The following is a 13,567-nucleotide window of genomic DNA, read 5'->3' on the forward strand; positions in this document are numbered from 1 at the left end:
ACTCTATCGGTTGTTAGGAGGTGAGTTTTTGTTCATCTGTAAACATTTTCTTCACATTTATACCATGAGTAAGGTAGATTGCCACTCGCTGTGAATAAAAAAATTATCCATCCGTTACAGGAGGTTCCTGCACATGATAGCCAGTGCGTTAGAGTTTGAAAAACCGATTGTTGAACTCGAAAGAAAGATCGAAGAGCTCCAGAAATTCGCGGAAAAAGAAGGGCTGAATTTCGGCACCGAAGTAGAAAAGCTCACCACTCGACTCGCCACCCTCAAAGAAGAAGTGTACCGCAATATGAACGAATGGCAGTGCACACAAGTAGCACGTCACGCCCAACGACCGTATACGCTTGATTATGCGGTTAATACATTTACTGACTTCGTAGAAATTCATGGCGACAGAGCTTATGCCGACGATAAGTCCATCGTCGGAGGCATGTGTCGCCTGAATGACATCCCAGTTATGCTCCTTGGCCATCAAAAAGGGCGCAATACGTCGGAAAACATCCGCCGCAATTTTGGTATGCCAAATCCCGAGGGATACCGCAAAGCCCTTCGCATCATGAAACTTGCCGAAAAATTCAACCTACCGATTATCACACTGGTCGACACGCCTGGCGCTTATCCTGGCATTGGCGCAGAGGAGCGCGGCCAAGGGGAAGCCATTGCCCGCAACCTGATTGAAATGGCAGCGCTGGAAGTGCCTGTTATTACGGTTGTCACTGGAGAGGGGGGAAGCGGGGGAGCACTCGCGCTTGCAGTCGCTAATCGCGTCCTTATGCTGCAACACTCGATCTACTCCGTTATCAGCCCAGAAGGGTGTGCCGCTATTCTGTGGAAAGATGGAACACAGGGAGCCAAAGCCGCATCTGCGCTTAAACTCACCGCACCGAATCTTCTCAAACACCGTATTATTGATGAAATCATTGCTGAACCGCTCGGAGGGGCTCACCGTGACAGGAAAGTTGTCTATGGAAATTTACGCGAAGCTCTGATAAAACACTTAAGCGATCTGCAGCAGATGTCGAAAGAAAAATTAGTAGCCGACAGATATGCACGCTTCAGACAGATCGGAGCCTTCGAAGAATAAAACAACGGGAGATTCGTTATGCGCCAAAAGCAGCCTTGGGCTTTTTATACACCACCACATCAAAAACCAAAACCAAGGAAGCTTACCGCAAAAGTTGTTAGGGTTCTTTCGGTCACCAGCCTCGGACTCATGCTCGGCTTCGGTATCATCTGGATGATCCAGCCAGCAGCACAACAGTCCACCACAGCGGAAGCCCCTCAGCAGACGGTCATAACCAAAGCACTACAGGCACCCGTCTCCGCGTTAAAACCCAAAACACCTATCAAGACCCAATCTGAATTTGATTTAGAAGATGATACAACACTTCCTGGCACGGAAATCCCCTCCCCCGAAGACGAAAGAATCTTTGAAGCCACCATCAAACGTGGTGACACCCTTTCGTCTATTCTCAGTTCACAAGGGCTTTCAAGCCGTGAAATTCATGGCATCGTACAACAAATGCGCGGTGTTTTTGCTGCCCACCGCATCCGGATCGGGAACAGCTATGTGGTAGAAAAAAACCCGGATGACAGTCTTAAATTATTTACGTACCATGTGAGCAACTCCGAATTATTTCACATTGAGCGCGATCCGGCCAAGAGCGAGTTTGCGGTTCGCAAAGAGACGCTTCAGTACGACACATTGATTAACTCTGCAATGGGAGTTATAGGATCTTCTCTTTCTCAGGCCTTTAGCGAAAAGCGACTTGGAGCAAAACTCGTCGCCGACCTTGAAAATATTTTTTCGTGGCAACTCGATTTTCGCCGTGATATTACCCCAGGAACCAGCTTCAAATTAGTGTACGAAGAAAAATGGATTGGAGATCAGCTTGATGGTACCGGCACTATCTTAGCTGCGGAAATTGTCACTCAGCGCGGCCGTTTTACTGCTTTCGCCTACACGGATCCGAATGGAAAATTTGGTTACTACAACGAAAAAGGGGAATCAATCCGCCGTATGTTCCTGAAATCGCCTGTGCAATATACGCGCGTGAGTAGTGATTTTGGCAATCGAACCCATCCTGTGACTGGCCAACGTCACTTTCATGGTGGGGTTGATTTAGCGGCGCCCACAGGAACTCCTGTGTATGCCGTCGCCGACGGGATAGTCGACTATCGTGGCTACAACGGAAACGCCGGCAACATGATTACGCTAACACATTCTAACAGCTATAAGACGCAATATTTGCACCTGAGCGGTTATGCTCCGCGCGTACGCCAAGGGGCGCGCATCAAGCAAGGCGAACTGATTGGTTACGTGGGATCAACCGGCAGATCAACTGGGCCGCACTTGGATTTCCGCATCGCCAAAGGCGACAAATATATAGACCCAATGCATATCCCTTCGCATTCTGTTGATCCAGTTCCCGCGAAGTATCTCGCTGACTTTCGCTCACAACGCGGTACACTCCAAGCAAAATTGAATGAGTTGAACGTCAAGACCGCCGACGCGACCCGTCGCTAATGCCTTTTGATCGGCATTCAGCGAAGGGTCGAAAGCGATAATCAGTTAATCAATTCTCGTTACAATCGGCTGAGTCAGTACTATTTTGCTGGAATGAACACCCTGCGCTAAAACCGACGGCATTCGTTGGTGGCGCCTGCTGCAAGATTCCTTGCAGAAAAGAAGGTGTTGGGCTTATAGAATTCACCGAAGGGGTACTCGGCTCAAAAATTAATCCTGGTGCAATGACAACCGGGATAGATTTGGCACCGATGCGCGCCATTGCCATCGTATTCACCTGCTCAATAAATCGTTGCTCGGACGTAATAGCCGTCTCGCTGACACGCAGAGGGTTGCTGAACAATGTCTCGAGCGCCATTTTCTCTGTCGCTCCCGTTGCTACGTCCTGATAAAAACCGGCAATGAGCAGTGAATCGTCATCACTTTTTGGAACGAGATAAAATGCGCTCTGCTGGAGCAGCTCAGGACGCTGTAACACATTGAGTGCCAAGGTTTTACACGCCGGACACGATGGCGAAACGTAAATCTGAACCAAAGCCTCTTTGGAACCATAACTTGGAATTGGGGTAAGGAAAATCTCTTTGATTAAGCCAAAGGTAGCGACAAAAAAGAAAAACGCCCAGATACTGAAGATACTGTAAAACCACTTACTTCTCAGGTGCGCAGATACCGAAAGCGCTGCCAACCCAATCAACCCAATAAGCGCGGCAACCACCATACAACTCATACAGAACCAGTAAAAATATTGGTATATCAAAAACAGGGCGTCACCCGCTACCATGAGCGCCACCAACAAGACAAACAACGCATGAGCGGTTCGTCCACGCGGGAAAAGAAGTCCGGTTATCGCAATCAGTGCGAACCCTGCGGCACCGTAGAAGTACACAGAAAAACCGAAAATAGTGTAGTTCGAGTAGATCTGACAGCCATCCGTAATGCAGGCAATATCAGCGCCGAAAGCATTTAACACACAAAAGGCAAAACCAAGGATGCTGAAATTAATTACCAGTAAACGAGCCATTCAATTCCCCTTAGAGGTAGTAAATAATCAACGCCTGAATACTCCCGATCGCAAAACCCAGTACCGCGCCAAGCACTTCAATATGGCGCAATTCTTTCTGCGCTACCTTTAATATTAATGATTCAAACTCGTTAAGGTCATAAAGATCAAGCTTCTCCACCACGATTTCCGCAATATCAACTTCGTCATGAATCTGCTCAATCATCGCTTTTTTGATTTGAACCGCTTGCAGATAAAGCTCTTCAACAATCGCAGGTTGAATTTTTGGCAGTAAACTTTCGACCATAGGCGCCAGCATCGGAATTTTTTCAAGGATGCGATTCTTTAGTTTATTCCGCACTAACTCTTCTATCGCCGTATCAATGTGTTCCTTAATATCGAACCGTTCAAAAATACGGGTAATTTCATGGATCGAAAGAAGCTCGTCCTGTACTGTTTCCGCAATTTTTCGAGCAATCTCTGTGCGTCGCTTCGGGAGAATTCCCTGAAAGTTTATGCCGAGAATATGCAGTGGACGGTGGGGACGAAAAAGCATTTTCACCGCAAGAACATTCGTTCCCCAACCAATAAATAAACCTATCAATGGCATAAGCAAAAGTTTGAGTTCCACGCGATTTCTCCAAAAAAAATGGACCCGCTATCGCTAGGTCCATTTCCGTACATTCATGTTAATTGAAATGAAAGTGCAGTATTAGCCTGCAGAGATAGCACCAGTTGGGCATACTGCTTCGCATGCGCCGCAATCAATGCATGTATCAGCATCGATAACGTATTGAGTGTCGCCTTGAGAGATAGCAGATACTGGGCACTCTGGTTCGCATGCGCCACAATTTACACATGCATCACTGATTACATAAGCCATAAAAAGCCTCCTGTTTAAGTTCATGGGATAACCCCAAAATCGTGTTTGAACATAGTCGGCACGCACACGCTTGTCAAGTAGTTTTCGGCATTTTACGGGCAAAGTGTATACAATCAGCACGAGCACTCTAATTAGTTTATGCAAAATGAGTTGCACGTACATTAAACGTCGCTTTCTCCATGTTAGATATAGTTTACTTTGTACCTATTAGCTACATTCTACGTTTGTATCATCCAAGGAGAGTATTGGTTGAGCAAAGTGGTATGCAAGTTGCTTATCTATTTTGAAAAATTTCATTTCAGAGAGTAATTTTATGGACAAAGTACATTGCACTTGATTCCCGAAATTTGATGTGCTAGGTACTTGGGGATATTGATAATAAACCGTTAGGGGCGCCCGCAAGGGCTGAGACGCACCCTTGCACCTGATCCAGGTAGTACTGGCGTAGGAAAACGGAGAGTACACACCACTCGCAAGCCGTCTCGTATGAGGCGGCTTTTTGCATTCAAGGAGGTTTTATGACGAACGTGACACAGATGCACCGTGCCCGCAAAGGGGAAATCACAGCCGAAATGAAAATCGTTGCGACAGCTGAGCAGCTCGACCCAGAGTTTATCCGCAGCGAAGTTGCCCGTGGCCGGATGGTTATTCCTGCCAATATTAACCATAAAAACATTGTGCCGATTGCCATTGGGATCAATGCCAAATGTAAAGTCAATGCCAACATCGGCAACTCGAAGCTTTCCAGTGGCCTTGACGAAGAGCTGGACAAGCTGCGCAAATCAATCCGCTACGGTGCTGATACCGTTATGGATCTTTCCACCGGCGATAATATCAACGTTATCCGCCAAGCAATAATCGACCACTCCCCCGTTCCTATCGGCACCGTGCCAATGTATCAGGCTATGGAAGAAGTGGAGCGAGTTGAAGAATTGACCGCCGCTGGCATCCTGCGCGTGATCGAAGAGCAAGCAATACAAGGGGTCGATTATATGACCGTTCATTGCGGCATTTTGCAACGCCATATCCCAATGGCAGTCAAGCGGACAACAGGAATCGTCAGCCGTGGCGGTTCGCTGATGGCGCTATGGATGCAGCACCACAACGCGGAAAATCCAATCTACACCCACTATGACGAATTACTTCAGATTTGCAAAAAATACGACGTTACGCTGTCGCTCGGCGATTCGCTCCGCCCCGGCTGTCAAGCCGATGCCTCTGATGAAGCGCAGCTCAGCGAACTCGAAGTACTCGGCGAACTCTGCCTGCGTGCCTGGGAGCAAGATGTGCAGGTGATGATTGAAGGGCCAGGACACGTCCCGTTCGACCAAATCGAATACAACATTAAGAAGCAAATTGAAGTGTGCCATGAAGCCCCTTTCTACGTACTCGGCCCACTCGTAACCGACATCGCTCCTGGCTACGATCACATTACCGGTGCGATTGGCGGCACGATGGCGGCGTATCACGGCGCAGCGATGTTGTGCTATGTGACTCCCAAAGAACACCTTGGCTTGCCAAATAGCGAAGATGTCCGCAACGGCATTATTGCCTTTAAAATTGCGGCTCACGCTGGTGACATTGCCCGCAACCGCCCCGGTGCGCGCCAACGCGACGACGAAATGAGCCGAGCGCGCTTTGCGTTTGATTGGAACCGTCAGTTTGAACTCTCGCTCGATCCCGACCGTGCACGCCAGTATCGCATGGAAAGTCTGCCGGAAGAGATGAAGGGAAATTGTGAAACAGACCACTGCACCATGTGTGGGCCAAAATTTTGCTCAATGAATATTTCACATCAAATGATAGAAACCGCAAACAAGGGGTGAATTATGGCACAGATTAACGGACGACCCGTCGAGCTGAGTGACACACTCACCGTCAATCAACTGAAAGAAAAACTTGGCATCACGGCAACGCGCCTCGCGGTCGAAGTTGATGGCACGTTGCTCTATCCCGAAAACTTTGAAGAAGCACGCATTACCAACGACTCCGTGGTAGAAGTCATTACTCTTGTTGGCGGGGGCTGATCTATGTCACAAGATTTTTTGACCATTGCTGGCCGCCAGTTTCGCTCACGCCTTTTTGTGGGTACCGGAAAATTTGCCAGTAACCAGATCATGCGCCAAGCTATCGACGCATCTGAGAGCGAAGTGGTAACGGTCGCGCTGCGTCGCGTCAACCTTGATGCACCGCAAGACGACATGCTTGCTTCCATCGATATCAGCCGCATCTTGCTGCTCCCCAATACTGCTGGAGCGCGCAGTGCCGAAGAAGCTATCCGCCTTGCCCGTTATGCCCGCAGTGCCGGATGTCCTAACTGGATCAAGCTGGAAGTGACACCCGATCCGCGCTATCTACTCCCAGATCCGATTGAAACACTCAAAGCGGCAGAAATTCTTGTCAAAGAAGGGTTCATCGTGTTGCCGTATATTAATGCCGACCCGATCCTCTGCAAGCATTTGGAAGAAGCTGGTTGTGCCACCGTCATGCCACTTGGCAGTCCGATTGGTTCCAATAAAGGGATTAAAACACGCGAAAATCTGCAAATCATCATTGAACAAGCGAAAGTACCCGTCATCGTCGATGCCGGACTGGGGGCGCCATCCCACGCCGCCGAAGCGATGGAGATGGGTGCCGATGCCGTTTTGGTCAACACCGCTATTGCCGTAGCAGGAAATCCCGTCGCCATGGCACGCGCCTTTGCCAAAGGGACACAAGCAGGACGTGAAGCGTATCTGGCAGCATTAGCACCAGAATCTTCCATCGCCGAAGCGTCAAGCCCCCTCGCTGGGCTGATGTGGAGCTAACATATGTACTCTGACGTTTTCAAAACGATCAATCAGGGCGAGTTGCTCCATTGGATCGAGAACAGCACGGCGGCTGACGTACAGCGGGCGCTCGGCAAAGAAAAACTCGACGTGCGCGACTTTATCGCGCTGATCTCGCCATCCGCCGATGAATTTCTGCCAAAAATTGCGGAAAAAGCACGCCAACTGACAGTACAACGCTTTGGACGCACTATCCTGATGTACGCGCCGCTCTATGTCAGCAATTACTGCACGAACGCGTGCGTCTACTGCGGCTTCAACCATGGCAACGATGTTGGACGTGTCTGCCTGACCTTTGACGAGGTAGAGCAAGAAGCCGCTGCGATTGCCGCCGAAGGATTTCGCCATCTCCTGCTGGTTTCCGGTGAAGATGAGCGGTACTGCGATACCCCATATCTGGCGGCAGTAGCCAAACAACTCAAGCCGCGCTTTAGCTCGATTGGCGTTGAGGTACAACCGCTAAGCACAGAAGACTACAGCACACTTGTAGAGAACGGTGTTGATGCGTTAACAATTTACCAAGAAACCTACGAGCAGAATCTCTACAAACACGTCCATCCGGGTGGCAAGAAAAGTCGCTTTGCGTGGCGACTCGATACGCCGGATCGCGGTGCTCAGGCTGGAATGCGTAAAATCGGCATCGGTGTATTGCTGGGGTTAGGCAATTTCCGTCTCGATGCGGCCAACGTCGCACTGCATGCGCAATACCTGATGAAAAACTACTGGCGCACGCAAGTGTCAGTATCATTTCCACGACTACGTGAAGCCGCTGGAGGCTATCAACCCAATGATCCGGTTTCGGATAAAGACCTCTTTAAAATCATCTGTGCCTTTCGTCTCTTTACGGTCGATGCTGTGCTGGTGCTTTCGACCCGTGAATCGGCAAAATTCCGCGACCTCGTGTTCCCATATGGGGTAACGCAAATGTCAGCCGGATCGCGTACCAATCCCGGTGGCTACACCAACGCCGAGAGCATTGCGGAAGTGCAGTTCCATATCGAAGACGACCGCACACCGGACGAAGTGGCAAAAACCCTTGCTAAACATGGGTACGAAGCAGTCTGGAAAGATTGGGATAAGCTGCTGGCGTAAGTAGCGTCGGCTAAAATTTACGCACGCTCATTTGATATTTCGCAATCCGATACCGCAATTGCCGCACAGTGATGCCCAACACTCGTGCGGCTTCGGTTTGGATGCCACGAGCGCGCTGAAGCGCCTGCTCAATTTTTTCTCTTTCGTAAGCGACGTCATCGTCAGGATGGTGAACTTCTGTTTCAGGCATAACCGCTACCAGTGAGGCGAATTCGCCCCGCAATGGTCGCACAAAATGGAAGCGTGCCCATCCGTCTTGTTGTTCAAGGTAAGCGCGATGAACCGCGTTCTGCAGTTCACGGACATTGCCGTACCATGGCTGGTTTCGTAAGAGTGCAAAGTCATGCGGTCGAATTTTAACCACGTTGTTTGGACTCTGCTCTTGGTTGAGTTGATTCATAAAATGTTGCGCCAGAAGTGATATGTCTTCACCCCGGTCACGCAGTGGTGGCAACGCAATGTTTACGACGTTAATGCGATAGTAAAGATCCTCACGGAATATTCGCTTACTGACCGCTTCGGCAAGATTAATATTGGTCGCGCATAAAATTCGCACATCTACTTTAATGGTTTCGTTGCTGCCAACCCGTTCAAATTCCCCTTCTTGCAGAACGCGTAAAAGTTTGCTTTGAAATTCTGGTGACACTTCCCCAATTTCATCCAAAAACAGTGTGCCGCCGTTGGCTTTTTCAAAACGGCCAATGCGGCGCGAAACAGCGCCGGTAAAAGCTCCTTTTTCATGCCCGAAGAGTTCGCTTTCTATAACGGTATGGGAAAGCGCGGCACAGTTTACCGCCACAAATTGGCAAGAGGAACGGATAGAAAGGTCGTGGATAGCGCGAGCAATCAACTCTTTGCCGGTGCCAGATTCGCCGGTAATAAGGACGCTTGCCCGACTAGCGGCAATACGCCGCACAAGATCGGCGACTTCACGCATAGGGGTCGACTGCCCGATAATGCCATCAAGGGCGTTGGTCGCGTTGCCCCGCTCATTACTTTCATCCCACGTCAGTCGATACCCATAATTACTCAGTGGAAAAAAAAGCATTTTTGTAAAAAGTCGCATCACCTCTATCGCTCGACCAAAGTCTGGCGTTGCAGGAAGATAGCAGGTCAGGAAAGCAGCGGGAAGGCTGCGGGTCGGTTCTTCTACCGCAAGCATGACAAAATGGGCACTCGTATCCGACACGCGAGCAAACTCGGTAAAAGGGTTTCCAGAAGCTGCAAGGTCGTCAGGCGACAAAATGACGACACCAGAGACATTGAGACTCGAAAGGAGTGGCCATTCATTTATTTGTTGTGAAATGTCACTCTTTTGGTCAGGCGCAATTTCTGGAGATACTTCCAAGGTAAAGTGTCCGGTAACCATATCCTTGAGGAAAAGCGATGGGTAGCGCGCACCATAGTTTTCGCTGAGGAGCCGTAACACAGTATTGACGCTCATTTTTATGTTGCGGGATGAATGGATCAAAGAGAGAGCCGTTTTTAAGAAACGCATTTCCGTATTCAAGATGTTCTCCTTAACATGGAGCAATTGTCAGTATTGTCATTCGCAGATGGTATCTTTAGCGTGTATTCGCCTATCTCGCAAGTGGTTTATAGCACAACAGGGCCAAATGGCAGAAATGTCATTATTGTCGTATTTGTCACCGGCTATTTCCGTTCACTTCACAGTAAACAACTATATAAAAACTAGTTACACCATTGGCATTCCGGTTGCTATAGAGAGTATCGTTCAAAAACATTATCGGAGGTGTACGATGGAAGAGGTTCTAGCAGGTGCGGATGTGCAATACATCCTGAGTTCTTTCCTCATGGTCTTTGCCGGAATTTTGGTTATGTTCATGGCAGCCGGATTTGCCATGTTGGAATCGGGGCTTACGCGCAGTAAGAACACCGCGACTATTTTAACCAAAAACGTGTTGATTTTCTCTATCGCATCCGTGCTCTATTATATTCTTGGGTATAATTTGATGTACGGCGACGGCAATGCTCTCTTCGGCACAGGCTTTGCCCTAAGTGGTATTAGCTACGATACGCATTCCGTTTATGCAGACTTCTTTTTCCAAGTGGTATTCGTAGCAACAGCAGCTTCGGTTGTATCCGGTTCGGTTGCTGAGCGGATGAAGCTTTGGCCCTTCCTGTTCTTTACGGCAGTGCTGACGATGATCATTTATCCTATTCAAGGGCACTGGACATGGGGTGGATCGCTCACTGAAGAAGGGATGATTTTGGAAGGATTTTCTGACTTTGCGGGTTCAACGATTGTTCACTCGGTTGGCGGCTGGGCAGCATTGGCTGGCGTTCTCTTGCTGGGTGCTCGCAAAGGAAAATATGGCGAAAACGGGAAAGCTCGCGCTATTCCAGGTTCAAACATTCCCATGGCAACTCTGGGGACATTTATTCTCTGGTTTGGTTGGTTCGGCTTTAACGGTGGTTCGCAGCTCGCCATGGGGACGATTGAAGATATCGATGCTATTGGTCTTGTCGTTGCGTCAACCAACACGGCAGCAGCAGCAGGCGCCATCACTGCGGCTATCCTTACCGGACTTATGTACAAGAAAGTTGATATAACAATGGTGCTGAACGGAGCGTTGGGTGGCCTTGTCGGGATCACCGCTGGCCCAGATGTCTCTCCGGCTATTGCCATCATTGTCGGTATTGTCGCTGCCATACTCATCATTATCGCCGTTCCTCTTTTCGATAAATTGCGCATAGACGATCCCGTTGGTGCTTTGTCCGTACACCTCGTCAATGGCATCTGGGGAACGCTAGCCGTCGGGATATTTAACGCTGATGTTTCGCTCTTTGCACAGATTAAGGGTATTGTCCTGATTGGCGCCTTCGTCTTCATCACTTCTCTCATCGTCTGGGGAATTCTCAAGATGGTTGTGGGTCTGCGCGTTGATGAAGATGTCGAAGTTGAAGGGCTTGACCTTGCAGAATGCGGACTGGAAGCGTATCCCGAATTCGGTAAAGGGGCTCGGAAATTGTTTTAGTCGATAGAAGTTTTTATCGACTGCCGGAGCGCTTCGTGTGCTCCGGTTTTTTTGCGCCAAAAAAAATGCCACCCCGAAAGGTGGCAAAAGAAAGAAGGAGGGATGCTATATAAGAAAGAAGAAGGAGGAGGAAAGAGAAGAAAACTCAAGAAAAACCGTTAGCTTCTTGGTAAAAACGGCCCACGCACGGTGCCCCATGGATTCACATGAAGAACAAAGTTATTTCCACTGGCATCGGTTACATCGGCAGTAAACATAGCGCCCCGAGGTGTTGCGTATGATTGAACAGCTCCCACGGTGTACCCTTTCAGGTTTGCATTCACATACTCGTCTATTGCCGTACGCGCATCAGCATCACTCAGCTCTGGTGCTTGCTGCTGAGCCGCATTCGGCCCACCTTGTGGGCAACCACATCCACCTGCACCATAACCGCCATTCCCTTTTCCGGGATACGCGAGTGCGATTGTTGAGAGTGCGGTAAAAGCAACAAGGCTTGTGAGAAGTACTTTTTTCATCATAAGTCACCTCTGGGTGGTATTGAGCATTCACTGCATGTTTGCTCTTGACCTCCTATAAAGCACACAGCATGCCAAAGATATATATTCCTTATATACATAGACTTAGAGCGAAATAATATGCGCTGTGCAGTGTAATCACTTATTACACGTGAGTAATATATGCACAGAATTGCCTCATCACCTCTCATCCCAATACTGTTTCTTTTGGGTAATTTCTGATAAAAACTGCCTAACATGTAGAGCAAGGGGGTATTCCTATGGCAAAAAAACTGTTCATCAATGGACACTGGCAGGAAACATCGGAAACAATAACAGTACGCAGCCCATATGACGGAAAAGTGGTAGGTGAAATGTATGCTGCCACACCACTTGTCGTAGCGGATGCCATCAATGCAGCGTGGGATGCGCGAAAAGCCATGGCAAGATTAACGGCGGCGGAACGTGGCGCAATACTGGATCGTCTCTCTGCGCTTCTCGTGCTTCACCGCGAAGAGATTGCGGCTACCATTACTGCCGAAGCGGGGAAAGGGATTGCCTTTTCCCGTGGCGAAGTTGACCGCAGTGCAGAGACGTTCAAGTTTGCGGCGGACGAAGCGCGTCGTTTGTGCGGCGAGCTCATACCGTATGACGCTGCTGTCTCCGGTAAGAATCGCTTTGGCTACTATAAGCGGTACCCAATAGGGGTGATTGCAGCCATTACACCGTTTAATTTCCCGCTTAATCTTGTCGCGCACAAAGTTGGGCCGGCGATTGCAGCGGGATGCCCCATCCTCCTGAAACCTGCTTCTTCAACACCACTCACCTCACACCGTCTTGTTGAGCTTCTACTCGAAGCCGGCCTTCCGGCGTGTGGCATTCAATTATTAGTTGGCTCTGGTCGCGTGGTAGGGAATGCGCTGGTGGAATCGGATAAAGTCCATATGGTTACATTTACCGGCTCTCCAGCCGTCGGTTTGGAGATTCGCGCGAAAGCTGGGATTAAAAAGGTGACGCTGGAGCTTGGATCAAACTCAGCGGCGATTATTCATGAGGACGCAGATGTGACGCAGGCCCTTCCGCGTTGTGTGATTGGCGCATTTGCGAATTCTGGGCAAGTGTGCATCAGCATTCAGCGCATTTACATTCACCGCAGTCGCTATCAGGAGTTCCGCGATGCTTTTATTGCCGCAGTGCAGGCCGCACAAGTGGGCAACCCAGCGGATGAAAAAACATTGGTGGGGCCGATGATCAATGCTAGCGAAGTTGAGCGCGTCGCGGGGTGGATCGATGATGCCGTGCGGCAAGGGGCAACACTCTTGTGTGGCGGAAAACGGAGCGGTACGATGCTTGAACCTACGGTACTCGAAAATACCACCGAAGCTATGGATATCGTCAGCGAAGAGGCATTTGCCCCAGTCGTGTCACTCATGGCATACGATACGTTGGACGAAGTTATTGAACGGGTGAACAACTCGCAATTCGGGCTTCAAGCCGGTATTTTTACGCGTGACATCAAAACCGCTTTTTATGCGATCGATCACCTCGAAGTTGGCGGGGTCATGGTAGGCGATATGCCAACCTTCCGCGTCGATCAGATGCCGTATGGTGGCGTGAAGCTCAGTGGCACCGGTCGCGAAGGGGCACGATATAGTGTCGAAGAGATGACAGAATTAAAAACCGTGATGTTTAATTTAAACTGAAAACAACACTGGGTGCAGGCGATAAAAGGAACTCC

The 13,567-nt window shown here is 49.3% G+C and carries 13 protein-coding genes and 1 riboswitch; of the genes, 8 read left to right on the forward strand and 5 right to left on the reverse strand.

Features of this window, described 5'->3' with window-relative positions:
- Positions 1 to 133 precede the first annotated feature (133 nt).
- Entirely contained in the window at positions 134 to 1,090 is a 957-nt protein-coding gene (locus P304_RS0100710) for an acetyl-CoA carboxylase carboxyltransferase subunit alpha (RefSeq protein ID WP_027388976.1), read from the forward strand.
- Between the two features lie 18 nt (positions 1,091 to 1,108).
- A complete protein-coding gene (locus P304_RS13295; RefSeq protein WP_051321282.1) occupies positions 1,109 to 2,533 on the forward strand; it encodes a M23 family metallopeptidase in 1,425 nt (474 codons plus the stop codon).
- 49 nt (positions 2,534 to 2,582) lie between these two features.
- On the opposite strand, the gene P304_RS0100720 is transcribed toward P304_RS13295, so the two are convergent.
- The 3 genes from P304_RS0100720 to P304_RS17555 all read right to left on the reverse strand — a co-directional run bounded on the left by P304_RS0100720 (position 2,583) and on the right by P304_RS17555 (position 4,416).
- Complete coding sequence (locus tag P304_RS0100720) at positions 2,583 to 3,554, reverse strand: vitamin K epoxide reductase family protein (protein WP_027388977.1); 972 nt, start codon at positions 3,552 to 3,554, stop codon at positions 2,583 to 2,585.
- Positions 3,555 to 3,564: 10 nt separating this feature from the next.
- Complete coding sequence (locus tag P304_RS0100725) at positions 3,565 to 4,164, reverse strand: DUF445 domain-containing protein (RefSeq protein ID WP_027388978.1); 600 nt, start codon at positions 4,162 to 4,164, stop codon at positions 3,565 to 3,567.
- Between the two features lie 81 nt (positions 4,165 to 4,245).
- On the reverse strand, positions 4,246 to 4,416 hold the full coding sequence (locus tag P304_RS17555; RefSeq protein ID WP_084417456.1) for a 4Fe-4S binding protein: 171 nt from the start codon (positions 4,414 to 4,416) through the stop codon (positions 4,246 to 4,248).
- A 378-nt stretch (positions 4,417 to 4,794) separates the two neighbouring features.
- Positions 4,795 to 4,884: riboswitch (TPP riboswitch) on the forward strand.
- A gap of 50 nt (positions 4,885 to 4,934) precedes the next feature.
- Between P304_RS17555 and thiC the strand changes: the two genes are divergently transcribed.
- The 4 genes from thiC to thiH are packed head-to-tail and all read left to right on the forward strand — an operon-like array spanning position 4,935 to position 8,336.
- Positions 4,935 to 6,242: a phosphomethylpyrimidine synthase ThiC gene (gene thiC, locus P304_RS0100730; RefSeq protein ID WP_034763460.1), complete on the forward strand. Its 1,308-nt coding sequence runs from the start codon at positions 4,935 to 4,937 to the stop codon at positions 6,240 to 6,242.
- A 3-nt stretch (positions 6,243 to 6,245) separates the two neighbouring features.
- Positions 6,246 to 6,443 (forward strand): sulfur carrier protein ThiS, encoded by a 198-nt coding sequence (thiS, locus tag P304_RS0100735; RefSeq protein WP_027388980.1) that lies wholly within the window; start codon positions 6,246 to 6,248, stop codon positions 6,441 to 6,443.
- A 3-nt stretch (positions 6,444 to 6,446) separates the two neighbouring features.
- Entirely contained in the window at positions 6,447 to 7,223 is a 777-nt protein-coding gene (locus tag P304_RS0100740; RefSeq protein WP_027388981.1) for a thiazole synthase, read from the forward strand.
- A 3-nt stretch (positions 7,224 to 7,226) separates the two neighbouring features.
- On the forward strand, positions 7,227 to 8,336 hold the full coding sequence (gene thiH / locus P304_RS0100745; protein WP_027388982.1) for a 2-iminoacetate synthase ThiH: 1,110 nt from the start codon (positions 7,227 to 7,229) through the stop codon (positions 8,334 to 8,336).
- Between the two features lie 10 nt (positions 8,337 to 8,346).
- Here the strand turns inward: thiH and P304_RS15805 are convergent, their stop codons facing one another.
- A complete protein-coding gene (locus P304_RS15805) occupies positions 8,347 to 9,846 on the reverse strand; it encodes a sigma-54 interaction domain-containing protein (RefSeq protein WP_051321283.1) in 1,500 nt (499 codons plus the stop codon).
- Positions 9,847 to 10,096: 250 nt separating this feature from the next.
- Between P304_RS15805 and amt the strand changes: the two genes are divergently transcribed.
- The gene (amt, locus tag P304_RS0100755) at positions 10,097 to 11,335 is read left to right on the forward strand and encodes an ammonium transporter (RefSeq protein WP_027388983.1); all 1,239 of its coding nucleotides are present in this window, start codon (positions 10,097 to 10,099) and stop codon (positions 11,333 to 11,335) included.
- A gap of 158 nt (positions 11,336 to 11,493) precedes the next feature.
- Here amt and P304_RS0100760 read toward each other — a convergent pair whose 3' ends face one another.
- Positions 11,494 to 11,850, reverse strand: a complete 357-nt coding sequence (locus P304_RS0100760; protein WP_027388984.1) for a hypothetical protein — start codon at positions 11,848 to 11,850, stop codon at positions 11,494 to 11,496.
- 260 nt (positions 11,851 to 12,110) lie between these two features.
- Here P304_RS0100760 and P304_RS0100765 point away from each other — a divergent pair, with 260 nt between their 5' ends.
- Positions 12,111 to 13,532 (forward strand): aldehyde dehydrogenase family protein, encoded by a 1,422-nt coding sequence (locus tag P304_RS0100765; RefSeq protein ID WP_027388985.1) that lies wholly within the window; start codon positions 12,111 to 12,113, stop codon positions 13,530 to 13,532.
- The last annotated feature ends 35 nt before the right edge of the window (positions 13,533 to 13,567 follow it).

Origin of the sequence: Chrysiogenes arsenatis DSM 11915 (genome assembly GCF_000469585.1) — a bacterium.
Lineage (GTDB): Bacteria > Chrysiogenota > Chrysiogenetes > Chrysiogenales > Chrysiogenaceae > Chrysiogenes > Chrysiogenes arsenatis.